The following is a 24,358-nucleotide window of genomic DNA, read 5'->3' as shown; positions in this document are numbered from 1 at the left end:
GTGACCGGTGCTGTGCTCCCCACCCAGCGCGCCGGGCCGGACCCCGGCGGCGACGCGCTCCCGCGCTGGCCCATGGCCGCGCTGTTCGTCGGTTTCCCGGTGTGGTGGCTCCTCGGGCTCGGTGAGCTCGCGTGGGTGCTGTTCGCGGGCGTCATGGTGCTCTACCTGGCCCGCGTACGACCGGTGCGCGTCCCCCGCGGGTTCGGGATCTGGTTCGCCTTCCTCGCGTGGATGCTGCTGTCTGCCTCGCAGGTGGACGCACCCGGCCGCGCCGTCGGCTTCGTCTACCGCGTCGCGCTGTACCTCGGTGCCACCGTGCTGTTCCTGTACGTGTTCAACGCGCGTCGCACGCTCGGCCAGCGCTACGTGCTCGGTCTGCTGACGGTGTTCTTCGCCTGGATGGTGCTTGGTGGGTACCTGGGCCTCGCGGCGCCGGCGGCGACCATCCGGACCCCGCTCGCCTACGTCCTGCCGCAGGGCCTGCTGTCCAACGACCTGGTGCAGCAGATGGCCGTCCGGAGGCTCACGCAGTACAACCCTGATGCCTGGACCGTGATCGACCCACGGCCCAGCGCTCCGTTCCTCTACACGAACAACTGGGGTAACGCGTACTCGATGCTCGTCCCGCTCGTGGTCCTGTACCTGGCGGAGATCGGGAGACGGTCACGGCGCTTCTGGCCGATCGTGCTGCTCCTCGTCGCGTCGCTCGTCCCTGCGTTCCTCACGTTGAACCGAGGCATGTTCGTGGGGCTCGGCGGCATCATGGTCCTCGCGTCCGTGCGCTTCGCGCTGCACGGACGGGCGAAGGCGCTGCTCGGCGTGATCGCCGTCGGCCTCGTCGGCGTCCTGGCGCTGCAGGTCCTGCCGGTCTCCCAGCGCCTCGACGACCGGCTCGAGAGCTCCGGGACCAACGAGTCGCGCACCACCGTCTACGTCGAGACGGTGCGGCAGACCCTCGAGTCGCCGTTCTTCGGTCACGCCGTGCCGCGCGAGGCGCAGGACGTCGCGATCGAGATCCCCGCCCTGGGCACCCAGGGACAGGTGTGGATGGTGCTGTTCTCGCACGGCTTCGTCGGGCTCCTGCTCTTCCTCGCGTTCCTGGTGTGGCTCATCAGACGCACGTGGTCGCGGCAGGACGTCCCGGGGGTCGTGATGAACGCGGTCCTCGTCGCGGTCCTCGTGGAGTCGTTCTTCTACGGTCTGCTCGGTGTGGGCCTCGGCGTCGCGATGGTCGTCGCGGCGCTCGCCCTGCGACCGCGGCCCTCGGACCTGTCCGCGCCGTCACCGGGCGCGGTCGCTCTCGTCGGAAGAGGTGTGGCGTGAACCTGCGCGAGGACGTCGCCGCGAACGCGGGCCAGTCGAAGGGGCAGCTGGTCGTCGTGGCCTACCGGCTCGCGCACGCCGCGCGGGGCCCGCTCGGCAGGCCACCGCGTCCCTGGGCGCTGCCGATCGGGGTCCTGTACCGCGTCGCCGTCGAGTGGGTGCTGTCGGTGGAGATCCCCTGGGGCACCGTCGTGGGGCGCCGGCTGCGCGTCTTCCACGGTGCGGGAATCGTCATCAACGACCGGACCGTGATCGGTGACGACGTCACGATCCGGCAGCACGTGACGATCGGCAACAAGCGTCCTGACGGGCCGTGCCCCGTGATCGAGGACGGCGTGGAGCTCGGCGCGGGGTGCATCGTCATCGGGGGCATCCGGGTCGGCCGCGGCGCCGTCGTGGGTGCCGGTGCGGTCGTGACCCGGGACGTCCCGGCGGGCGCGACGGTCGTCGGGAACCCGGCGCGGATCACCTCCCCGGGCGACTGACTCGTCCTCCTCGGATCGACCGTCCGGGTGGTATCGGGGCGCTTCGGGCGAGTTCACCCGCTATCGCCCTATCTGTCCGATTCGACCGGGATTAGCGTCGCCCTTCAGGTGGGGGAGCATGCGCGCTCCCCGGGGGACACCGGGGCGCGATGGGAGTGCTGTCATGGTCCGACCGGCCGTTCGGCGGTGGCGGGTCGCCGCCGCCGCGGGTGCTGCAGTGGCCCTCGTCGTCGCAGGTGCGACGACCTCGGTGGCGGCGGACCCGGACCCCGGTGACTACCCGTTCATCGACCCCGCGGCCTACACGGGCGCGAGCGCCGACACGGCGGCTGCGTCCTGCTGGGAGATCAAGCAGTTGCACCCCGACTCGACGAGCGGCGTGTACTGGGTGCTGACGCCCGAGATGACCGCGCCGACCCAGGTGTGGTGCGACCAGGAGACCGACGGCGGCGGATGGGTCAAGGTCGGCCAGGGCCGGCAGACCTGGGAACCGAACACCGCTGCCCGGGGAACCCTGTCGAGCCTCCTGTCCGGGACACCCGCCGCGAATGCGAGCGCGCAGCTGTCGACCGCGCAGGTCGACGGGCTGCTGGGTGGGAAGGCCGTCTCCGAGCTCACCGACGGGGTGCGTCTGCGCCGCGCCACGGACCAGGCCGGCACGTCGTGGCAGGAGGTCCGGGTCAGTCTCCCGCGGCTCGACGGCTGGGCCTGGACGTTCGGCGCCGGCCACGTGCTCGGCAGCTGGCGCATCGGCGCGACGACGGGCAGCGGCGGCAGCTCGGCACAGTACGGCTCGGGATCGGGTCTCAACGTCGTCGACTCGAACATCAGCCCCGACCAGTCGTACACGTGGGGCTTCGCCTACGGCTCCGGGGTCAGCGGGTCGAGCTCGACCTCGAGCTACCTGTGGTCGAAGGCGGACGGCCAGGGCAACGCTCGGCCGTTCACCGAGGTCTACGTCCGCCCGAAGCTCTTGAACCCGGTGCTCGACTTCACGCAGATCCCGGACGCCGGGACCGCGCCGATGCTGCGGCCGGCCGGGACCAGCTCGCTGGTCCAGACGAACCCGTGGGGCGTCTCGGGCCTGAAGGGTGCGGTCTCCGGTGAAGGTGACGTCGAGGTGCAGGCGATCACCCAGATCGGTGCTCGGATGTACGTCGGCGGCAACTTCCGGTACGTCCAGCGCGACTCCGCCGGGACGGGCCGGGTCGAGCAGAGCTTCCTGGCCGCGTTCGACGCGAGCACCGGTCAGTACGTCACCGGCTTCACGCCGACCTTCAACGAGGCGGTCGAGTCGCTCGCAGCGCTGCCCGACGGCCGGCTCGCCGTCGGTGGGAGGTTCACGCAGGTCAACGGACAGGCGGTGACGGGGCTGACGGTCCTCGATGCCGCGACGGGCGCGGTCTCCGGCTCGTTCCGCACCACGATCACCAACAACAGCTCGCCGGGGTCGGTGCAGGTCCAGGCGCTGGCGGTCGGCGGCGGGTACCTCTACCTCGGCGGGAACTTCACGCACCTGCAGGGTGCCTCCGGCGCGGCGACCTACTCGCGCAACGGCGCCCGGGTCTCCGCCTCCACAGGCCAGCCCGACACCTCCTGGCGGCCCGAGCTCACGGGCTCCGTGCGGGCGATCGACATCAAGGACGACAGTTCGCGCGCCTACCTCGCCGGCTTCTTCGAGTCCGTGGGCACGGTTCCCGCGGAGAACGCGGTGGCGCTGCTGACCTCCTCCGGGGCATCCGTGGACCCGACGCCGTGGGCACCGGTGTGGAGCGCGGCCAAGTCCTACCAGCAGGCGATCGACCAGGCCGGGAGCCGCGTCTGGGTCGGGGGGTCCGAGCACTCGATGTTCGGCTTCGACACGACGACGTACGCCCGTCGCAACACGACGATCGCGAACCCGAAGGGTGACTTCCAGGCGATCTCGTCCGGGAACGGCTGGGTTTACGCCGGGGCGCACGCGAACAACTTCCTGTACACAGGCGCCCAGTTCTGGCCGAACGTCGGCTCGTCCTGGACCAAGGTCGACAACATCGGCTGGGTCGCGGCGTGGAACACCGAGACCGGTGCGGTCGACGAGAACTTCTCGCCGACCATCTCTTCCCGGCTCGGCTCAGGCGTCTGGGCGATCAAGGTCGCGTCCGACGGCACCATGTGGGCGGGCGGGGACCTGGTCTCCGGTCGCGGCGTGGCCAGCGGCAACACCTGGCTGGGTGGGTTCGCTCGGTTCGCGCCGGCGGACACCACCGCCCCCGCCGTGCCCACGAACCTGCGGATCGCATCGCAGGACGCGACGTCGGTGCGGCTCCAGTGGAACGCGTCCGTCGGTGGTCTCGGGACGGGCGGGGCGTACCAGGTGCTCCGCAACGACCGGGTCATCGCGACCACGACCTCCACCGCGATCACCGTGCCCAAGGGCGGCGCGAACCGCTACTTCGTGCGCGCCGCGGACGGGGCCGACAACGCCTCGGCCAGCACGCCGGTGCTCGTCGTCCCGGGCGGCAACGCGGCCCCGGTCGCCGTGATCAGCTCCAGCGTCTCCGGTCTGGCCGTCACCTTCTCGTCCTCGGCGTCCACCGACGACCAGGGCGTCGCGGCGACGTACTGGGACCTCGGGGACGGCACCACGTCGACGTCGTCCTCGCTGACCCACACGTACGACGGCGGCGGCACCTATCGGATCGCCCTCGTCGTGGTCGACGCGCAGGGCTCCTGGACCAGGACCACCAAGACGCTCGCGCTCGAGCAGCCGGCGCCGGCTGACGCGTACGGCAAGGCCGTCTTCGACGACTCGCCGCAGCTGTACTGGCGCCTCGGCGAGTCCGCGGGGACCAAGGCCAAGGACGCCGCGACGGGGCAGAACGTCGGGGCGTACCAGCAGGGTGTGAGCCTGGGCTCGGCCGGCGCGCTCGTCGGCGTCGCAGACACCGCGGCCGGCTTCGACGGCAGCAACGACGTCGTCGTGGCGAGCAAGCCCGTCGCGAACCCGACGGTCTTCAGCGTTGAGGCGTGGTTCCAGACCACGACGAACCGCGGCGGAAAGATCATCGGCTTCGGGAACAACCCGTCCGGGACGTCGACGCAGTACGACCGTCACGTGTACATGCAGGACGACGGCCGGCTCGTCTTCGGGACGTACACGGGCGTGACCAACACCATCACCTCGGCCGGCGCCTACAACGACGGGCAGTGGCACCAGGTGGTCGCCGGCATCGGGCCGTCGGGGATGGTCCTCTACGTCGACGGGGTGCTCGCCGGCACCAACCCGAACACGGGCTCGGAAGGCTACTCGGGCTACTGGCGGGTCGGCGGCGACACCACGTGGGGCTCGAGCTCGGCGTACTTCGCCGGTCGGATCGACGAGGCCGCGGTGTACGGCGGCGTCCTGTCGCAGGCGCAGGTGCGTGAGCACTTCACGCTCGGCTCGGGGCTGAGCGACCCGCCGGCTCCGGTCTCGGACGCGTACGGGACACAGGTCCTCACCGACGACCCGGACCTGTTCTGGCGGCTCGACGAGACCGCGCCCGGGCTGCTGGCCGACGCGACGGGGAACTTCGACCTCGGCCGCACCGCGGGTGGCGTGACGATGGGCACGGCGGCCGGGTTCGTCGGCAGCGCCCGGACGGCGACGTTCAACGGGTCGGACGGGACGGCGGCGACCGTGACGGGACGCTCCGGGACCAGCCTGTTCTCCCTGGAGCTCTGGTTCAAGACGACCACGAACCGCGGCGGCAAGCTCGTCGGGTTCAGCTCGGCGAAGACCGGTGGTTCCGGTTCCTACGACCGGCACGTCTACATGCTCGACGGCGGTCAGCTGGTGTTCGGGACGTACACCGGGGTCACCAACACGATCACGACGCCTGCGAGCTACAACGACGGGAAGTGGCACCAGGTCGTCGCGACGCTCGGTCCGGCCGGCATGGCGCTGTACGTCGACGGCGCGCTCAGGGCGTCCGGGAGCCAGACGCAGGCGCAGGCGTTCAGCGGTTACTGGCGGCTGGGCGGCGACACGACGTGGGGTGGCACGACGTCGAACTACTTCGCCGGCCAGCTGGACGAGTTCTCCGTCTACCCGGTCCAGCTGACGGCCGCGCGGGTGGCCACCCACTACGGCGCCGGCGCGACGATCAACGCAGCGCCGGTCGCCTCCTTCACCGCCGTGCCGTCGCCCCTCAAGGTCGCGGTCGACGCGGGTGACTCGCACGACCCTGACGGGACGATCGTGTCCTTCGCATGGGACTTCGGCGACGGCACGACGGGGACGGGCGCGACCGCGCAGCACGACTACGACGCGCCCGGCGACTACGTCGTCCGGCTCACCGTGACGGACGACCTCGGCGGCGTGGCGACCACGAGCCGCACCGTCTCGGTCCCGGCGCCGCCCAACCGTGCGCCGACGGCGGTGGCGGACACGACCGTCGACGATCTCGAGGTGCAGGTCGACGGGTCCGGTTCGAGCGACCCCGACGGCGACGCCCTGACGTACGCGTGGGACTTCGACGGACAGGGGACGGCGACGGGTCGCGAGGCGACCTTCGAGTTCACCACCGCGGGCACCTACGACGTCACTCTCACGGTCGACGACGGCCGAGGCGGGAGCGACTCGACGACGGTCCCGGTCACCGTCGAGGCTCCGCAGGACCCCGTCACCACCGTGGCGATCGCGCAGGATGCCGCGTGGCGGTGGCGCTTCGCGACCGGCGCGCCCCCGTCCGCCTGGAACCAGGTCGGGTTCGACGCCTCGGCGTGGCCGGTCGGCGGCGCCCGCCTCGGCTTCGGGGCCACCCAGGTGGTCACGAACATCGACACGTTCGCGACCACCGCGGACCGCGCTCGGGCGGCGTACTTCGTGCGGTCGGTCCAGGTTCCCGACGCCTCACGCGTGGTGTCGCTCCGGCTCGACTCCGTGGCCGACGACGGTGTCGTCATCTACGTCAACGGAACTGAGGTGGCGCGGCACAACATGCGTCCCGACGAGACGGTGACCTACCTGACCTACGCCGCGAGCGCTCGGCGCATCACGGTCGCCGAGAACGACCCGGTGGTGGTCGACGTGCCCGTCGGCCTGCTGCGCGACGGTACGAACGTCATCTCCGCGGAGACGCACCTGAACTATCGCGCGACTCCGGACGTGAGCTTCTGGCTCAAGGCCACGCTCGTGACGCAGTGATCCCGCAGTGATCCCGCGGCGTGCACCCGCCGCGAGCACCGAGTCGCTCCCGGCGTGCGCCGTGAGCGGCTCGGTGCTGCACTGAGGTGATGGACATCGTGCGCTCCGTCCGTCGGACGTCCGCCCTCGCCGTGGCCGTGGCCCTGCTCGCCGCCGGCTCGGGCGGCCCTGCGGCGGCCGCACCGGTGACGGACCTGACGATCCGCTTCGATCAGGCCCGCGGCGGCGCGGGCGCTGTGGCTGTCGACGGGCTCCGGGTCACCACCGGCATCCGGACGGCCAATGGCGGCTCCGCCGCGATCGTGGCAGGACGAGCGGGCCAGGGCAACGCGCTCAGGCTCCCGAGGCCGGGTGCCGGGCAGGCGATCCTGTCGGTCCGGAGCGCGGTCTCCGGCGACCGGCTGAGCCCGGGGACCCGCGCCTTCACCTTCGGCGCCGACGTCCGGCGCGACTCGGGCGGCTCGAGCGACGGCGACAACCTGGTGCAGCGCGGGCTCGCGGACGACGCGGGGCAGTACAAGATCGAGCTCGACGGCGGCCGCGCGGCGTGCACCGTCAAGGGGCGCGCCGGGAAGGTGATCGTGACCGTGGGGACATCGCTCGCCGCGGACGTCTGGTACCGCGTGCGGTGCACGCGCGGCGCGGGCGGCGTGAAGCTGACGGTGACCGACCTGCGCAACGGGTCCGTGCGAGGCGCGGCTGCGTCGTCGCCCACCGGCGCGGTCGCGACGCGGACGGCGGACACGCCGCTGTCCGTCGGAGGCAAGCTCACGCCGCGGAACGGGATAGCGACCTGGCAGCCCGACCAGCTCAACGGCACCGTCGACAACGTCGTCCTGACGATCGGCTGACCCGGCCGTCGGGCGGTCAGACGCGTTCGTCGCGGTCCGTGGTGGGACCGGTCGCCGGTCCCGGTGGTCCGGAGTCGTCCGGCGGGGCGGGCGTGGCTGGCACCGTCGCTCGCTTCTCTTTCGTGGCCATCGCGGGGAAGCCGTGCCGGCGCCGCACGAGCATCCACATCGGCGGGGCGAGCAGGAGGGTGGCGAGGAGCACCGCGACGGTGGCCTCGTTGCTGACACCCAGCATCTTGAGCGCGGACGCGAGCAGCACGAACGCCAGGGCCCGCCGCACGAACCCACCGGTCATCCGGGCGGACATCTGCGCACCGATGAACACGCCGGGGATCGAGCCGATCAGCAGCGGCCAGGTGACGGACATGTCGAGGTCGCCGAACAGCGCGTGCGCCAGCGCGGCGGAGGCCACCAGCGGCACTGCCTGGACCAGGTCGGTCCCGACGAGCTGGCTGGCCTTGAGGCCGGGGTACAGCATCATCAGGCCGATGATCACCAGCGACCCGGACCCGACGGACGTGAGGCCGACGATCAGGCCACCGGCGATGCCGAGCAGCACGGTCGGGATGGGCCGCACCGTCACCCTGGGCACGCCGGTGGGCAGGGGGTCGGCGCGACCGTCACGCTCGCGCGCCCGCTCGGCGAGCCGCATGTAGGCCCGGACGACGAGCCCGACGGCGGTCATCAGGAGCGCGCAGCCCAGCGCGATCTTGATGGCGTGCTGGATCTGCTCGTCGTCGGCGAACGCCTGCAGGAGGACGACGCCGAGGAACGCGGACGGGACCGAGCCGATCACCAGCCACTTCACCAGCTGGAGGTTGACCGTGCCGTGCCGCAGGTGGACCAGCGAGCCGACCGGCTTCATGACGGCGCTGGCGACGAGGTCGGAGGAGACCGCCGTGAGCGGCGGGACGTTGAAGAACAGGACGAGCACGGGCGTCATCAGCGCGCCGCCACCCATGCCGGTCAGTCCGACGACGATGCCGATGCCGAACGCAGCGGCGGCGAGGGTCCAGTCCACCGGAACAGGGTGCCCGTTCCCGCCGAGAATTCCAACCCGCGAACTCGACTTTCCCGGGCCACCGCCAGGGGGCGTTGTCGGCGGGCGCTCGTAGACTGACGGAGCACCCCGCACCCGGCCACCAGCCGGATCCGGGGCGCTCGTGCTGCCCGTCCCGCGGGCCGCACCCTGTTTCGCTGGCACCGGTCGCCGTCCCCGCTCGTCGGACGACGACCTCGTCGTGAGGACCCCATGGACCTGACCGGACTCCTGCCCGTCCTGCTCACCGACCCCGCGGCCGCCGCCGCGCTCGAGGCCGTGCCCGCGCGCGGCGAGGTGGACGTCGTCGGGCCCGCGGGCGTGCGGCCACCGCTGCTGGCCGCGCTCGCGGGCGCGGGCGGGCTGACGACGGGCCGCCCGCTCGTCGTGACCACGGCGACGGGACGGGACGCCGACGAGCTCGCGGACGCGCTGCGCTGCTACCTGCCCGACGACGACGTCGCGGTGCTGCCGTCGTGGGAGACGCTGCCACACGAGCGGCTCTCGCCCCGGGCGGACACCGTCGCGCGCCGGCTCGCCGTGTTCCGGCGCCTCGCGCACCCGGCCGCCGAGCCCGGACCGACCGGCCCGATCCGCGTGCTCGTGGTGCCGGTGCGCGCGCTGCTGCAGCCGGTCGTCTCCGGGCTGGGCGAGCTCGAGCCCGTCGAGGTCACGGTGGGGGACCGGGTGGACCTCGAGGACGTCACGCGACGCCTGGTGGACGCCGCCTACAGCCGCGTGGACATGGTGGAGAAGCGCGGCGAGTTCGCGGTCCGCGGCGGGATCCTGGACGTGTTCCCGCCGACCGAGTCGCACCCTCTGCGCGTCGAGCTGTGGGGCGAGGACGTCGAGGAGATCCGCTGGTTCTCGGTCGCGGACCAGCGCAGCCTCGAGATCGCGGACCACGGGCTGTGGGCGCCCCCGTGCCGGGAGATCCTGCTGACCGCTCAGGTGCGGGAGCGCGCCGCGGCGCTGGTACCGCAGCTCCCGGGCGCCGTGGACATGCTGGACAAGCTCGCCGCGGGCATCGCGGTGGAGGGCATGGAGTCGCTCGCGCCGGCGCTGGTGGACGGCATGGTGCCGGTCCTCGACCTGGTGCCCGACGACGCGCTGCTGGTCCTCGCGGACCCCGAGCGCATCCGTCGCCGGGCACACGACCTGGTGGCGACCACGCAGGAGTTCCTCGAGGCCGCGTGGACCTCCGCGGCGGCGGGCGCGGCGACGCCGCTCGACCTGTCCGCGGCGTCGTTCGCGACGTTCGCCGAGGTGCGCGCGCTCGCGGCCGTCCGCGGGCTCGGGTGGTGGACGCTGTCGGGCTTCACGCTGGACGCCGGGTCCGACGACGAGAGCGCGGACGCGCCGGTGCGCGACACCGACGGCGTGGAGACGCTCGTCGTGGCCGCGCGTGACGTCGAGCGGTACCGCGGCGAGGTCGCGCGGGCGGTCGCGGACGTGCGCGCGCTGCAGCAGGCGGGCTGGCGGCTGGTGCTCGCGACCGAGGGGCACGGGCCGGCGCAGCGCATGGTCGAGCAGCTCAAGGCGGCCGACTGCCCCGCGCGGCTGGTCACCCAGCTCACGGACGAGCCGGCGGGGGGCGTGGTGTCCGTCGCACCGGCGCCCGTGGGCCCCGGCTTCGTCGCCGAGGCCCTGCAGCTCGCGGTGTTCTCCGAGTCGGACCTGACCGGGCGAACGGGGACCTCGACGCGCGACATGCGCCGCATGCCCTCCCGGCGGCGCAACGTCGTGGACCCGCTGGCGCTGCGGCCGGGCGACTTCGTCGTGCACGAGCAGCACGGGGTCGGGCGGTTCGTCGAGCTGGTGCAGCGGACCATCGGGTCCGGTGCGTCGGCCGCGACGCGCGAGTACATGGTCATCGAGTACGCGAGCAGCAAGCGGGGCCACCCGGGCGACCGGCTGTACGTGCCGACGGACCAGCTCGACCAGGTCACCAAGTACGTGGGTGGCGAGGCGCCGAGCCTGAACAAGATGGGCGGCGGCGACTGGGCCAAGACCAAGGGGCGCGCGCGCAAGGCGGTCAAGGAGATCGCCGCCGAGCTGATCCGGCTCTACAGCGCGCGGATGGCGACCCCCGGGCACGCCTTCGGGCCCGACACCCCGTGGCAGCGTGAGCTCGAGGACGCGTTCGCGTACGTGGAGACGCCGGACCAGGCGGCCACGATCGACGAGGTGAAGGCCGACATGGAGAAGTCGATCCCGATGGACCGGCTGGTCTGCGGCGACGTCGGGTACGGCAAGACGGAGATCGCGGTGCGGGCCGCGTTCAAGGCGGTGCAGGACGGCAAGCAGGTCGCGGTCCTGGTGCCGACGACGCTGCTGGTCCAGCAGCACCTGGACACGTTCACCGAGCGGTACAGCGCGTTCCCGGTGACCGTGAAGGCGCTGTCCCGGTTCCAGACGGCCAAGGAGAGCCAGGCGATCGCGGACGGCCTGCGGGACGGCTCGGTCGACGTGGTGATCGGCACGCACCGGCTCATCACGGGCGACGTGCGGTTCAAGGACCTCGGGCTCGTCGTGATCGACGAGGAGCAGCGGTTCGGCGTCGAGCACAAGGAGACGCTCAAGGCGCTGCGGACCAACGTGGACGTGCTGGCGATGTCCGCGACACCCATCCCGCGCACGCTCGAGATGGCTGTGACCGGCATCCGCGAGATGTCCACGCTCGCGACGCCGCCCGAGGAGCGGCACCCGGTCCTCACGTTCGTCGGCGGGTACGAGGAGAAGCAGATCTCCGCCGCGATCCGCCGTGAGCTGCTGCGCGAGGGCCAGGTCTTCTACGTGCACAACCGCGTGGAGTCGATCGAGCGGACCGCGTCACGCCTCAACGAGCTCGTCCCCGAGGCCCGCATCGCCGTGGCGCACGGGAAGATGAACGAGCACCAGCTCGAGCAGGTCATCGTCGACTTCTGGGAGAAGCGGTTCGACGTGCTGGTCTGCACGACGATCGTCGAGACGGGCCTGGACATCTCGAACGCCAACACGCTCATCCTCGAGCGCGCCGACCTGCTGGGCCTGTCCCAGCTGCACCAGCTCCGCGGCCGGGTGGGCCGCGGGCGCGAGCGCGCCTACGCGTACTTCCTGTACCCGCCGGAGAAGCCGCTCACCGAGACGGCGCACGACCGGCTGCAGACCATCGCCGCCAACACCGACCTGGGCGCCGGCATGGCTGTGGCCATGAAGGACCTCGAGATCCGCGGAGCGGGCAACCTGCTGGGCGGCGAGCAGTCCGGCCACATCGAGGGTGTCGGGTTCGACCTGTACATCCGCATGGTCGGGGAGGCGGTCGCGTCGTTCCGCGACGACGTCCCGGAGGAGCTGCCGGACGTCACGATCGAGCTGCCCGTCGACGCGCACATCCCGCACGACTACATCGCGCACGAGCGGCTGCGCCTCGAGGCCTACCGCAAGATCGCGGTCGGTGCCGACGACGCCGCGCTCGCCGAGGTGCGCGCCGAGCTGGTCGACCGCTACGGCGCGGTGCCCGACGCGGTGGACAACTTGTTCGAGGTCGCGCAGTTCCGCAACCACGCGCGGGCGGCGGGCCTGACGGACATCACGGCGCAGGGCAAGTTCGTCCGCTTCGCGCCCGTCGAGCTGCCCGAGTCCGCGCAGCTACGGCTCAAGCGCCTGTACCCGGGCTCGATCGTCAAGCCCGCGGTCCGCACCGCGCTGGTGCCCTTCCCGACGACCGCCCGCATCGGCGGCAAGCCGCTGGCAGGCGGCGCACTGCTCACCTGGTGCCGCCAGTTCATCGACGCGGTCGTCCGCGGCGACGTCGCCACTGCCGCCCAGGTGGGCACTGCCCGCTGACCACCCGCACGCCGCGCGCGGACCCGGCGGTGTCGGCTCGTCGGGCTCGCGGCCGCCGGTCCGTCAGCGGCGGACGACGGCGTGAGCGTCGTCGACGGCAGGACGAGCCGGGTGCCGCCGTAGTCGATGCGCCAGGTGTGCTTGCCCGCAGCCAGCGGGCGGCGCAGGTGCACGACGGCCGTCTGCGAGCCCGGTGAGCGTCCGCGAGAGAAGCACCCGTTCGGGCCAGCCGCGCGCGTCGCTGGTCAGGGAGCGGGCGACAACGGGCGCGGGCCCAGCACGGTGAGCAGCGCGAGCTTGTCGGCATCGGGTGATCCGGGTGTCGCGGTGAAGACGAGCAGCCGCTGACCGGTGTCCGTGTCGAGCAACGTCTCGCAGTCCAGCGTCATGACCCCCAGCTCCGGATGCTGCAGGCGCTTGGTGCGCACGTGCTTCTCGTCGACGTCGTGGCGGGCCCAGAGCGCCGCGAACTGCTCGCTGCGCGCCAGCAGGTCGGCCACGAGCCGGGCGGCGCGGGAGTCCCGGCCGCCCCGCGCGTAGGCCGACCGCAGCTCCGCGACGAAGGTCGCGGCTCGCTCGTCGTGGTCGCCGGCGGGGTAGACGTCGCGGGACGAGGCGTCGGTGAACCAGCGGTAGACGGTCGACCGCTCGAACCCGCGGAAGCGGGTCTGGTCGCCGAGCAGGGCCGCCGCCGCCGGGGTCTGCACCAGGGTCTCGCCCAGCTCGGTGATGACCTGCGCCGGCGTGTCCTGCAGGCGGTCGAGGATGCGCAGGATCGCGGGCGCGACGTGGTCCGACCGACCCGAGCGCTCGGGTGCGGGGTGGCCCGCGACGCGGAAGAGGTGGTCGCGCTCCGCGACCGTCAGGTGCAGGCCGCGTGCGATGGCCGCGAGCATCGGCTCGGACGGCTGCGGTCCGCGCCCCTGCTCGAGCCGGCCGTAGTAGTCCGCCGACATCCCGCACAGCGCGGCGACCTCCTCACGCCGCAGCCCGGACGTGCGCCGGCGCGGCCCGCGGGGCAGGCCGACGTCCTCCGGCTGCAGCGCCGCGCGTCGCGCGCGCAGGAAGTCGGCGAGCTGGGGACGGTCCATGCACCCATCGTCTCCCCGGTGACCGGCGCGAACCAGGGATCGCCGATCCCCGGACGGGTGCGGCCTGGATCAGCACGCGCCCGTGCCGCAGCGTGGAAGCACAGGCACCACCACCACGGGAGGAACTCACATGACTCGCACCGCACTCGTCACCGGCGGCTCGCGCGGGCTCGGCCGGGCGTCCGCGCTCGCCCTCGCGCAGGAGGGCACGGACGTCGTCGTCACGTACGTCCGCGACCGCGCCTCCGCCGACGAGCTCGTCGCCCAGGTCGCCGCGTCGGGAGGCCGGGCGTCGGCGCTCGCGCTGGACACCACCTCGCCCGAGGCGTTCCCCGACTTCGTCGCCGCGCTGCGGGCCGTGCTCGACGGCTGGGGCGCCGCGGGTCTGGACGTGCTCGTGAACAACGCCGGCGTCGCCGGGCACACGCCGTTCGGCGAGATCACCGCCGACGCCGTCGACGCGCTGTACGCCATCCACGTGCGCGGTCCGGTGCTGCTCACGCAGGCGCTGGCGCCGCTGCTCGTCGACGGCGGGCACGTGCTCAACGTGTCGACCGGCCTGACGCGCTTCACCGGCGCCGCGCCGTACAGCGTCTACGCCGCCATGAAGGGCGCGGTCGAGGTGTGGACGCGCTACCTCGCCAAGGAGCTGGGGCCGCGGGGGATCGCGGTGAACGCGATCGCGCCGGGGGCCACCGCCACGGACTTCGCGGGCGGCGTCATCCGCGACGACGAGCGGTACCGCACCATGATCGCCGGCGCGAGCGCGATGGGCCGCGTGGGCGACGCGTCGGACATCGGCCGGGCCGTCGCGGCGATCACCTCGCCGGCGATGTCCTGGGTCACCGCCCAGCGCATCGAGGCCTCCGGCGGCCAGTCCCTCTGACCACCCACCGCCTCACGCCGCCCCACCCCCACCCCCCACCCCCTCCCATCCCATCCCCCCACCCCACCCCTCACAACATCCCGCCGACCACGCCATCTCTCCGGCTCTGAGCGCTCGGAGCCGGAGAGATGGCGTGGTCGGGGGAGGGAGGGTCGGTCGGTCGGGGGGTCAGGCTGGGGTGACCAGGTGGTGGGTGTAGGCCGGGACGGTCAGGAAGGTCGGGAACTCCTCGGCCAGGGCGACCTCCTCGAACAGGGCGGCGGCGTCGTCGTACCGGTCGTCCGACGAGCGCCGCAGCGAGCCGAGCACCTCGGCCAGCACGCCGCGGACGTGGTCCGCCGTGATGCGGGTGCCGGACGCGGTGACGACCTCCTGGTGCACCCACTGCCAGACCTGGGACCGGGAGATCTCGGCGGTCGCCGCGTCCTCCATGAGGTCGTCGATCGCGACGGCACCGACGCCGCGCAGCCACGACTCGAGGTAGCGCACCGCGACCGAGACGTTGCTCCGCAGGCCCTCGTCGGTCACGGCGCCGGGTGCCGAGCCGCCGGCGGACGGGATGTCGAGGAGCTGGGCCGCGGTGACCGAGACGTCCGGCCGCAGGCGGTCGCGCTGGTCCACGCGGTCGCCGAGGGCCTCATCGAACACCTCGAGCGCGACCGGGACCAGGTCCGGGTGCGCGACCCACGTGCCGTCGAACCCCTGGCCGGCCTCGCGCTGCTTGTCGGCGCGGACCTGCTCGAGCGCGCGGGCGGTGACCTCGGGGGAGCGGCGGTGGGGGATGAACGCGCTCATCCCGCCGATCGCCTGCGCGCCGCGGCGGTGGCACGTCGCGACCAGCAGGTCGGTGTACGCCTGCATGAACGGCACGGTCATGGTGACGCGTGCGCGGTCGGGCAGGACGAACCGGGGCCCACGGTTCCGGAAGCTCTTGATGACGCTGAAGATGTAGTCCCACCGCCCGGCGTTGAGCCCGGCGCAGTGGTCCCGCAGCTCGTAGAGGATCTCCTCCATCTCGAACGCGGCGGTGATGGTCTCGATCAGCACGGTGACGCGGATGGTGCCGTGCCGCAGGCCCAGGTAGGTCTCGGTGAACCGGAAGACGTCGTCCCACAGCCGCGCCTCGAGGTGGCCCTCGAGCTTGGGCAGGTAGAGGTACGGTCCGCGGCCGGCGTCGATCAGGGCCTGGGCGTTGTGGAACAGGTAGAGCCCGGCGTCGAGCAGCGAGGCCGACGACGAGGCGCGCTGGCCCGCGCGGTCGACGTACGCCACGTGCTTCTCGGTGAGGTGCCAGCCGCGCGGGCGGAACACGATCGTCGGGGTGTGCTCGCCGACGCGGTACTCCTTGCCCTCCGCGCTCGTGAAGTCGACGCGGCCACGGATCGCGTCGTGAAGGTTGAGCTGCCCACCGACGACGTTCGCCCACGTGGGGCTCATCGCGTCCTCGTGGTCGGCCAGCCAGACCTTCGCCCCGGAGTTCAGCGCGTTCACGGTCATCTTGCGGTCGGTCGGACCGGTGATCTCGACCCGGCGGTCCTCGAGCCCGGGGCCGGGTCCCGCGACGCGCCACGAGGGGTCCGCGCGGATGCCCGCGGTGAGCGGCAGGAACTGCGGGTCGGCGCCGTTCGACCAGCGGTCGCGGCGGTGCTGGCGGGCCAGCAGCAGGTCGTGCCGGCGGCCCGCGAACCGCGCGTGCAGGTCGGTCAGGAAGTCGAGCGCCTCGGGCGTGAGGATCTCGGCGGTCCCGGCGACCTCAGGCCCGACCACGTCGAGGTGCGGCCGCGCGTACGGGTCGGTGAGCAGGGTCCGGTCCGGCAGGGGCGTGATGACGGTCATGGTGTCTCCTCGATCTCGCGAGTCGGGTGTGCGTGCGGGGCGGGGTGGGGCGGGGCGGGGTGGGGTGGGGTGGGGTGGCCGCCGCCGGGGGTCGTCGGGGGTCGTCAGTGGGTGAACTGGGCCGTCTCGGTGGAGCCCGCGAGCGCGAGGGTGGCGCTGTCGGGCGAGATCGCGGTGGCGACGCGGTCGAAGTAGCCGGTGCCCACCTCGCGCTGGTGGCGCGTCGCGGTGTAGCCGGCGTCCTCGGCGGCGAGCTCGGCCGTCTGGAGGTCGACGTACGCGCTCATCCCGCGGCGCGCGTAGTCGTGGGCCAGCGCGAACATGGAGTGGTTGAGCGCGTGGAACCCGGCGAGGGTGATGAACTGGAACGCGTAGCCGTGACCCGCGAGCTCGCGCTGGAACCGGCCGATCTGCTCGTCGGACAGGTGCCGGCGCCAGTGGAACGACGGCGAGCAGTTGTACGCCAGGAGCTTGCCGGGGAACGCGTCGTGGATCCGCTCGGCGAACTCGACCGCGAGCGCGACGTCGGGCGTGGCGGTCTCCACCCAGAGCAGGTCCGCGAACGGCGCGTACGCGCTCTGCCGGGCGACCACCGCGTCCAGCCCGGGCGCCACGCGGTAGTAGCCCTCGGCAGTGCGCTCGCCGGTGAGGAAGGCGTGGTCGCGCTCGTCGGCGTCGCTGGTCAGCAGGTCGGCGCCCAGGGCGTCCGTGCGCGCCACGACCACCGTCGGCACGTCCGCCACGTCCGCCGCGAGCCGCGCCGCGCTCAGCGTCCGCACGTGCTGGCTCGTCGGGACCAGGACCTTGCCGCCCAGGTGGCCGCACTTCTTCTCCGCGGCGAGCTGGTCCTCCCAGTGCACCCCGGCCGCGCCGGCGGCGATCATCGCGTGCATGAGCTCGTAGGCGTTCAGCGGGCCACCGAAGCCGGCCTCGGCGTCCGCGACGACCGGCGCGAGCCACTCGCGGGTGCGGCGCCCGTGCTCCGCCACGTCGATCTGGTCGGCGCGCAGCAGCGCGTTGTTGATGCGCCGGACCACGGCGGGCACCGAGTTCGCCGGGTAGAGCGACTGGTCGGGGTAGGTCTGGCCGGACAGGTTCGCGTCGGCGGCGACCTGCCAGCCCGAGAGGTAGATCGCCTCCAGGCCGGCCCGGACCTGCTGCACCGCCTGGTTGCCGGTGAGCGCGCCGAGCGCGGGGACGTGCGTGCGGGTGTGCAGGAGCTCCCACAGGCGCTCGGCCCCCCTGCGGGCGAGCGTGTGCTCCTCCCGGACGGACCCCCGCAGCGCAACGACGTCGGCCGCGGTGTGGGCCCGGCGGACGCCGGCCCACCGCGGGTCGATCTCCCAGGCCGCCGCGAGCTCGTCGGCGGTCGTGGTCTGGTCGCCGGGGCGCGGGTGACCCGGCGTGCCCGGGCGGGCGGCGGTCGGGTCCGTCTGCGTGCTCATCTGGTCCTCCGGTGCGGTTCGTGGAGTTCTTCTCGGCCGGCTGGCCTGACCTCCACGTTCGTGCACGCGCACCGGTTCTTCCCCCGCTCCAGGCGGAGAAGATCGGGGAAACTTCTCCTCGACAGAAGCATGGGCCGGTGTGACGCTGGAGTGCATGACGACGACGTCCGCCCGCACCCCTCGCGCCGCGCCCGGCGCGCCGCGCTCGTCCTCGTCGGGCCCCGCCTCGTCGCCTGCTGCCTCGTCGTCCCCGTGGGACGGCGGCGGGAGGTCCGACGAGACCGCGGGCTCGTCGGGCGGGCTCGACACCCTGGTCCTGGGCCGGCGGATCCGGCACCTGCGCACGCAGCGCGGGCTCACGCTCGAGGACCTCGGCGCCGCGATCGGGCGTGCGCCCTCCCAGGTCTCGATGCTCGAGAACGGGCACCGCGAGCCCAAGCTGGGCCTGCTCACGCAGATCGCCGACGCGCTCGACGTGCCGCTGGCGGAGCTGCTGCGCACCGAGGCCCCGAGCCGGCGCGCGGCGCTCGAGGTCGAGCTCGAACGGGCGCAACGCGGTCCGCTGTTCGGGCAGCTCGGGCTGCCCACGGTCAAGGTCGGCAAGTCGTTGCCGTCGGACGCGCTCGAGGCGATCGTCGCCCTGCAGCACCAGGTCGAGCGGCTCCTCACCGAGCACGCCGCGACGCCCGAGGAGGCGCGCCGAGCCAACGCCGAGCTGCGGGTGCGGATGCGCGCGCGGGACAACTACTTCCCCGAGCTCGAGGAGCACGCCCGCACGCTGCTCACCGCGATCGGCCACAACGGCGGGCCGCTCTCGCAGCGCGCGACCGCCGACATCGCCGCGCACCTGGGCTTCACGCTGCACCACGTGCCGGATCTGCCGCACTCGACCCGCACCGTCACCGACCTGGCGCACGGGCGCATCTACCTGCCGCAGGGCGACCGCGGCCTGTCCGACTCCCGCTCGCCCCTGCTCCAGGCGCTCGCCAGCCACGTGCTGCAGCACACCGAGCCGCGTGACTACCGCGACTTCCTGCGCCAGCGCGTCGAGGCCAACTACCTGGCCGCCGCGCTGATGCTGCCCGAGGACGGCGCGGTCCCGTTCCTCACCGCGGCCAAGGAGGAGCGCCGCCTGTCGGTGGAGGACCTGCGCGACGCGTTCGCCGTCCCGTACGAGACCGCGGCGCACCGGTTCACCAACCTCGCGACGAGGCACCTCGACCTGCCGGTGCACTTCATGAAGGTCCATGAGGGCGGCACGCTGCACAAGGCGTACGAGAACGACGGCGTCGCGTTCCCGTCGGACCCGCTCGGCGCCATCGAGGGCCAGCCCGTGTGCCGGCACTGGACCGCGCGCGTGGTGTTCACGCTCGAGGACCGGTTCTCGCCGTACTACCAGTACACGGACACCTCGTCGGGCACGTACTGGTGCACCTCACGCGTGCAGCCCTCGTCGCAGGGCGCGTTCTCCGTGTCCGTCGGCGTGCCCTTCGCGCACGTGCGCTGGTTCCGTGGCCGGGAGACCACGGAGCGCTCGCGGTCGCGCTGCCCGGAGCCGTCCTGCTGCCGGCAGCCGCCGGCCGACCTGGCCCAGCGCTGGGAGGGCGCGTCCTGGCCGTCCGCCCGCCCGCACGCGAGCCTGCTCGCCGCCCTCCCCGTCGGCGTGTTCCCGGGCGTCGACACCACCGAGGTCTACGAGTTCCTGGACCGCCACGCGCCGTCCTGACCCCGCCCGCGGCCGCACACTCCGCCGAGGTCGTCACTCCGGTGCGAGAGCGCGCGCCGCACCCGCGCTCTCGCGCCGAGGTGACGAGCTCGGGCCGAGGAGTGCGTCAGGTGAGGTGGTCGTAGTCGCCGCGGGTCCAGGCGGCGTGGCGCTGCGCCGAGCGCAGGACCACCTCGCGGGCGTCCGTGGGGATGACGCCGTCGAAGTTGTTGTAGAGCCGGTCGAACGGGCGGCGCGCGACATGCTCCGCGATGCGCGTGACCACCGCGCCGGACAGCGGCAGCCGGTTGGGGTAGCTGCGCAGGAAGCTCACCGACGTGCGGTCGGGGTTGGCGAAGATCGTGTCGCCGGACAGCAGCACGCCGCGGCCCTCCGCACCGGGAGCCCAGTGAGCGACCGCCGAGCCGGGGAAGTGGCCGCCCGGCTGGATCAGCGTCAGGCCCGGGAGCACCTCGACCTCGCCGCTCCACGTGCGCACCGTCGGGCCGGGCCGGGCGAGCCACTCGGCGTCCGCCTCGCTCACCAGCACGGGCACCTCCGTGCCCAGCGCATCGCCCAGCCGCCGGGCCCACTCGACCTGCACGCCGTACATGTGCGGGTGGCTCGCGACGACGAGCGCGGAGCGGCTCGCGCCCGCGGCCTGCACCACCGCGTCCAGGCCCGCCTGGTCGACGAACCCCAGCGGGTCCCACAGCAGCGCGCCCGCCTCGGTGCGGACCACCTTCGCCTGCTGCTCGATGCCGATCCCGGGCGCCTCCAGCGCGACGAGGTCCGGCTCGAGCTCGCGGGCGGTGACGGCGAGCCCCTCGGTGGTCAGCTCGTCGAGCGTGGTCCACGCCTGACCGCTCGCGGGCACCCACTGCCGCTCGTCGGCGCAGATCGCGCAGACCGTCGGCCGTTCGGCGTGCTCCACGCCGCAGGTCCGGCAGATCCAGAACGGCGCGTCGAGCCCGGTGTCCGTCATCCCCCCACCCTGTCACCGCAACCAGGCGGCCGGCGTCCGATCCGGCGACGCCGCGCGAGGGGCCGGGAGTCAGGACGATGCGGTGAGGCGGGCGCGCAGGGACGTGAGCTGTGCGGTCAGCTCGGGGGGCAGGCGGTCGCCGAACTGCGCGAAGAACTCCTCGGTGAGGTCGCACTCGGCCGACCAGGCAGCGGGGTCGACGGCGAAGAGCTCCTCGAGCGCGCCGTCGGGCAGCGTCAGGCCGTCCAGGTCCAGCGCCCCGGGCGCGGGGTGCAGGCCGACCGGGCCGGCGACCGCACCCTCGTCGGACCCAGATCCGGACCCCGAAGCCGACCGCGCCGCGTCCACCTGCCCGACGATCCACGCGAGCACGCGCGCGTTCTCGCCGAACCCCGGCCACAGGAACTCCCCGGACGCGGACTTGCGGAACCAGTTCACGCCGAAGACCAGCGGCCGCCCGGCGCCGGACAGCCCGGCGCCGACGCGTAGCCAGTGCGCCCAGTGGTCGGCCATGGTGTAGCCGCAGAACGGCAGCATCGCGAACGGGTCGCGCCGCAGCTCGCCCACCACGCCCTCGGCGGCGGCGGTCTGCTCGGACGCGACGGTCGCGCCCAGGAACACGCCGTGCTCCCAGTCCAGCGCGCGCGTCACCAGGGGGACGTTGGTGGCCCGACGACCGCCGAAGACGATCGCGTCGACCGGCACGCCCGCGGGGTCCTCCCACGAGTCGGCGATCGACGGGCACTGGGCGGCCGCGACGGTGAACCGCGCGTTGGGGTGCGCGGCGGGGCGGCCGGACGCCGGGGTCCACGAGCGGCCGGTCCAGTCGGTGAGGTGGGCGGGCGGCTCCGGGGTCAGGCCCTCCCACCACACGTCGCCGTCGTCGGTCAGCGCGACGTTGGTGAAGATCACGTCGTGCGACAGCATCTCGACGGCGGTGGGGTTGGTCTCGACGCCCGTGCCGGGCGCGACGCCGAAGAAGCCGGCCTCGGGGTTGATCGCGTAGAGGCGGCCGTCCTCGCCGGGGCGCAGCCACGCGATGTCGTCGCCGATCGTCTCGACGGTCCAGCCCGGCAGCGTCGGCTGCAGCATCGCGAAGTTGGTCTTCCCGCACGCCGACGGGAACGCGGCGGCGACGTGGTAGCGGCGGCCCTCCGGTGACGTGACACGGACCAGGAGCATGTGCTCGGCGAGCCAGCCCTCGTCGCGGCCCATCACCGACGCGATGCGTAGCGCGAAGCACTTCTTGCCCAGCAGCGCGTTGCCGCCGTAGCCGGACCCGAACGACCAGATCTCCCGCGTCTCGGGGAAGTGGGCGATGTACTTCGTCGGGTGGCAGGGCCACGGCACGTCCGCGACGCGCGTGCCGTCCGACGAGACCAGCGGGGCACCCACGGAGTGCACGGCAGGCACGAAGCGCGCACCGGCCTCGATCCGGTCGAGCACCGCGGTGCCCACCCGCGTCATGACGCCCATGCTCACCACGACGTACGGCGAGTCGGTGATCTGCACGCCGACCTGCGCGAGCGGGCTGCCGACCGGGCCCATCGAGAACGGGACCACGTACATGGTCCGGCCGCGCATCGCGCCCGTGAGGACACCGGCGAGCTCGGCGCGCATGACGGCGGGCTCGCGCCAGTTGTTGGTGGGGCCGGCGTCCTCGGCGGACGACGAGCAGATGAACGTCCGTGACTCGACGCGCGCCACGTCGTCGGGGTCCGACCGGGCCAGGTAGGAGCCGGGCCGCAGGACCGGGTCGAGCGGCAGGAGCGTGCCGGTCGCGACCATCCGGTCGACCAGGCCCCGGCGCTCGTCCGCCGAGCCGTCGCACCAGACGATCTCGTCGGGCTCGACCAGGTCGGCGACGGCCGCGACCCACGCGTGCAGGTCGAGCGGCTGGCCCGGTGCGACGTGCGGCAGGTGCGGCAGGCGGACGGACGTGGCGGTCATGACGGTCTCCAGCTACCTCGGGTCGGGACGCCCGTCGGTCGGGCCTCCTGCTTCGATCCTGTTGTCAACTCGAGCGCATCCGCTGGCTGGCCAGCAGGTCAAGTTTCGCCCTTCTTGACGTAGCGTGAGGTTCGTGGCTTCCGACGAGACCTTGGCGGTCGGCCGGCGCGTCCGGCACCTGCGCACGGCGCGCGGGCTCACCCTCGACGCGCTCGGCCGGCGCGTCGGCGTCACGTCGAGCATGCTCTCGCTCGTCGAGAACGGGCGCCGCGAGCCGCGGCTCGCCCTGCTGCGGGACCTGGCCGCCGCACTGGGCGTCACCGTCAACGAGCTCATCGACCCCGAGCCGCCGACGCGGCGCGCCGCGCTCGAGATCGAGCTCGACAAGGCCCAGCGCACCAGCTCCTTCCAGCGCCTCGGCCTGCCCGCGCTCCGGCCCGGCCGCACGCTGCCCACCCCGGTGCTCGAGCAGCTCGTCGGGCTGCACGCCGAGCTCGCCCGGCGCGAGCGGGAGGCGATCGCCACGCCGGAGGAGGCGCGACGCGCGAACACCGCCCTGCGCGTGGACCGGCAGAGCCGCGACAACCACTTCCCGGTGCTGGAGGACCTCGCGGAGGAGATGGTCCGCGACGCGGGCTACACCTCCGGCCCGCTGACGCACCGCACGGTGTGGCGCATGGCCGAGCGCCTGGGCTTCGAGATCCGGCACGTCGACGACCTCCCGCGCTCGACCCGGACGGTCACGGACCTGGCCAACGGCCGCATCTACCTGCCGCCCGCGTCGACGCCGGGCGGGCACGGGCTGCGCTCGCTCGCGCTGCAGGCCATGGCGCACCGGGTGCTGGGGCACGGGCTGCCGGCGTCCTACGAGGCGTTCCTGCGGCAGCGGATGGAGATCACCTACTTCGCCTCGTCGTGCCTCATGCCCCAGTCCGCGGCGGTGGACTTCCTGGCGCAGCGCAAGCGCGCCAAGGAGCTTGCGATCGAGGACTTCCGCGACGCGTTCGGCGTGACGCACGAGGCCGCGGCGCAGCGGTTCACCTCGCTGGCGACGCACCACCTCGACATCCGCGTGCACTTCCTGCGGATCCACGAGGACGGCTCGATCTACCGCGGCTACGCCAACGACGGCCTCCCGCTGCCGCAGGACGTGACCGGCGCGATCGAGGGTCAGGTGGTGTGCCGACGGTGGGGCGTGCGGGAGGCGCTGGACCGACGCGACCACGCGACCGAGTCCTACCAGTACACCGACACCCCGGCGGGCACGTTCTGGTGCTCGACGCAGCCGGGCGTCGCGCCGACCGGCCGGTTCGCGCTCGCCGTGGGCGTGCCGTTCTCGTCGGCCACGTGGTTCCGCGGCCGGGAGACGCAGGTGCGGCGGCGCTCGACGTGCCCCGACGAGGCGTGCTGCCGGCGGCCCGACGAGGGCGCGGCCGCCCGCTGGGAGGACCGGTCCTGGCCGAGCGCGCGCATCCACCAGCACGTGTTCTCGCCGCTGCCGACCGGCGTGTTCCCGGGCGTGGACTCCGCGGAGATGTACGCGTTCCTGGACCGGCACGCGCCGTCGTCGGACGGCGCCTGACGCGGGCGCCGCGAGGCCCGGGGTGACGCCCCGGACTGACCTCGCGAGGGCGGACGTGACGTGCGGCACGCGCGCACGGCCCGGGGGCCTACGATGTCGGCGATCGACGAGCGAGGACGCGGGAGGTCAGGTGCGCAGCACGGCAGGCACGGGAGCACGCAGGTCAGGACGCCGAGGGCGAC

Annotated in this window: 14 protein-coding genes; 8 read left to right on the top strand and 6 right to left on the bottom strand. The window is 73.3% G+C overall.

All coding sequences use genetic code 11. The annotated features are described in order from the left end of the window. The 4 genes from KIN34_RS01140 to KIN34_RS01125 all read left to right on the top strand — a co-directional run bounded on the left by KIN34_RS01140 (position 1) and on the right by KIN34_RS01125 (position 7,829). Complete coding sequence (locus tag KIN34_RS01140; protein WP_214345889.1) at positions 1–1,323, top strand: O-antigen ligase family protein; 1,323 nt, start codon at positions 1–3, stop codon at positions 1,321–1,323. Further along, complete coding sequence (locus KIN34_RS01135) at positions 1,320–1,808, top strand: serine O-acetyltransferase (RefSeq protein WP_214345888.1); 489 nt, start codon at positions 1,320–1,322, stop codon at positions 1,806–1,808. The genes KIN34_RS01140 and KIN34_RS01135 overlap by 4 nt, the downstream gene beginning before the upstream one ends. A 217-nt stretch (positions 1,809–2,025) precedes the next feature. Continuing rightward, positions 2,026–6,978 (top strand): PKD domain-containing protein, encoded by a 4,953-nt coding sequence (locus KIN34_RS16990; RefSeq protein ID WP_214345887.1) that lies wholly within the window; start codon positions 2,026–2,028, stop codon positions 6,976–6,978. An 89-nt stretch (positions 6,979–7,067) separates the two neighbouring features. Continuing rightward, positions 7,068–7,829, top strand: a complete 762-nt coding sequence (locus KIN34_RS01125) for a LamG domain-containing protein (RefSeq protein WP_214345886.1) — start codon at positions 7,068–7,070, stop codon at positions 7,827–7,829. A gap of 16 nt (positions 7,830–7,845) precedes the next feature. On the opposite strand, the gene KIN34_RS01120 is transcribed toward KIN34_RS01125, so the two are convergent. Beyond that, positions 7,846–8,850 carry a sulfite exporter TauE/SafE family protein gene (locus KIN34_RS01120; RefSeq protein ID WP_214345885.1) on the bottom strand — a complete coding sequence of 335 codons (1,005 nt, stop codon included), beginning with the start codon at positions 8,848–8,850 and terminating at the stop codon, positions 7,846–7,848. Between the two features lie 231 nt (positions 8,851–9,081). On the opposite strand from KIN34_RS01120, the gene mfd reads away from it, so the two are divergent. Continuing rightward, complete coding sequence (mfd, locus tag KIN34_RS01115; protein ID WP_214345884.1) at positions 9,082–12,696, top strand: transcription-repair coupling factor; 3,615 nt, start codon at positions 9,082–9,084, stop codon at positions 12,694–12,696. A gap of 245 nt (positions 12,697–12,941) precedes the next feature. Here the strand turns inward: mfd and KIN34_RS01110 are convergent, their stop codons facing one another. Then, positions 12,942–13,787: a helix-turn-helix transcriptional regulator gene (locus KIN34_RS01110; protein WP_214345883.1), complete on the bottom strand. Its 846-nt coding sequence runs from the start codon at positions 13,785–13,787 to the stop codon at positions 12,942–12,944. Between the two features lie 130 nt (positions 13,788–13,917). Between KIN34_RS01110 and KIN34_RS01105 the strand changes: the two genes are divergently transcribed. Further along, positions 13,918–14,673: an SDR family NAD(P)-dependent oxidoreductase gene (locus KIN34_RS01105; RefSeq protein WP_214345882.1), complete on the top strand. Its 756-nt coding sequence runs from the start codon at positions 13,918–13,920 to the stop codon at positions 14,671–14,673. A 168-nt stretch (positions 14,674–14,841) separates the two neighbouring features. Here the strand turns inward: KIN34_RS01105 and aceB are convergent, their stop codons facing one another. Beyond that, a complete protein-coding gene (aceB, locus tag KIN34_RS01100; RefSeq protein WP_214345881.1) occupies positions 14,842–16,509 on the bottom strand; it encodes a malate synthase A in 1,668 nt (555 codons plus the stop codon). Between the two features lie 104 nt (positions 16,510–16,613). Then, on the bottom strand, positions 16,614–17,954 hold the full coding sequence (aceA, locus tag KIN34_RS01095) for an isocitrate lyase (protein ID WP_214345880.1): 1,341 nt from the start codon (positions 17,952–17,954) through the stop codon (positions 16,614–16,616). 154 nt (positions 17,955–18,108) lie between these two features. Between aceA and KIN34_RS01090 the strand changes: the two genes are divergently transcribed. Further along, positions 18,109–19,680 carry an XRE family transcriptional regulator gene (locus tag KIN34_RS01090; protein WP_214345879.1) on the top strand — a complete coding sequence of 524 codons (1,572 nt, stop codon included), beginning with the start codon at positions 18,109–18,111 and terminating at the stop codon, positions 19,678–19,680. Positions 19,681–19,786: 106 nt separating this feature from the next. Here KIN34_RS01090 and KIN34_RS01085 read toward each other — a convergent pair whose 3' ends face one another. Both KIN34_RS01085 and KIN34_RS01080 read right to left on the bottom strand, forming a co-directional pair. Next, positions 19,787–20,644: an MBL fold metallo-hydrolase gene (locus tag KIN34_RS01085; protein WP_214345878.1), complete on the bottom strand. Its 858-nt coding sequence runs from the start codon at positions 20,642–20,644 to the stop codon at positions 19,787–19,789. A 69-nt stretch (positions 20,645–20,713) separates the two neighbouring features. Next, entirely contained in the window at positions 20,714–22,594 is a 1,881-nt protein-coding gene (locus tag KIN34_RS01080; RefSeq protein ID WP_214345877.1) for a phosphoenolpyruvate carboxykinase (GTP), read from the bottom strand. A 133-nt stretch (positions 22,595–22,727) separates the two neighbouring features. Between KIN34_RS01080 and KIN34_RS01075 the strand changes: the two genes are divergently transcribed. Then, positions 22,728–24,176: a helix-turn-helix transcriptional regulator gene (locus KIN34_RS01075; RefSeq protein ID WP_307858028.1), complete on the top strand. Its 1,449-nt coding sequence runs from the start codon at positions 22,728–22,730 to the stop codon at positions 24,174–24,176. Positions 24,177–24,358 lie beyond the last annotated feature (182 nt).

The organism is Cellulomonas fulva (genome assembly GCF_018531375.1).
GTDB lineage: Bacteria > Actinomycetota > Actinomycetes > Actinomycetales > Cellulomonadaceae > Cellulomonas > Cellulomonas fulva.
The sequence above is the reverse complement of the archived record's forward strand: the minus strand, read 5'-3'. Positions and strand labels throughout refer to the sequence as shown.

What these genes read in the sequence shown, in the direction of transcription:
- KIN34_RS01125 (WP_214345886.1), top strand. Translation starts at nt 7,068, where the DNA reads ATGGACATCGTGCGCTCCGTCCGTCGGACGTCCGCCCTCGCCGTGGCC.
- mfd (WP_214345884.1), top strand. Translation starts at nt 9,082, where the DNA reads ATGGACCTGACCGGACTCCTGCCCGTCCTGCTCACCGACCCCGCGGCC.
- KIN34_RS01110 (WP_214345883.1), bottom strand. Translation starts at nt 13,787, where the DNA reads ATGGACCGTCCCCAGCTCGCCGACTTCCTGCGCGCGCGACGCGCGGCG.
- KIN34_RS01105 (WP_214345882.1), top strand. Translation starts at nt 13,918, where the DNA reads ATGACTCGCACCGCACTCGTCACCGGCGGCTCGCGCGGGCTCGGCCGG.
- aceB (WP_214345881.1), bottom strand. Translation starts at nt 16,509, where the DNA reads ATGACCGTCATCACGCCCCTGCCGGACCGGACCCTGCTCACCGACCCG.
- aceA (WP_214345880.1), bottom strand. Translation starts at nt 17,954, where the DNA reads ATGAGCACGCAGACGGACCCGACCGCCGCCCGCCCGGGCACGCCGGGT.
- KIN34_RS01090 (WP_214345879.1), top strand. Translation starts at nt 18,109, where the DNA reads ATGACGACGACGTCCGCCCGCACCCCTCGCGCCGCGCCCGGCGCGCCG.
- KIN34_RS01085 (WP_214345878.1), bottom strand. Translation starts at nt 20,644, where the DNA reads ATGACGGACACCGGGCTCGACGCGCCGTTCTGGATCTGCCGGACCTGC.
- KIN34_RS01080 (WP_214345877.1), bottom strand. Translation starts at nt 22,594, where the DNA reads ATGACCGCCACGTCCGTCCGCCTGCCGCACCTGCCGCACGTCGCACCG.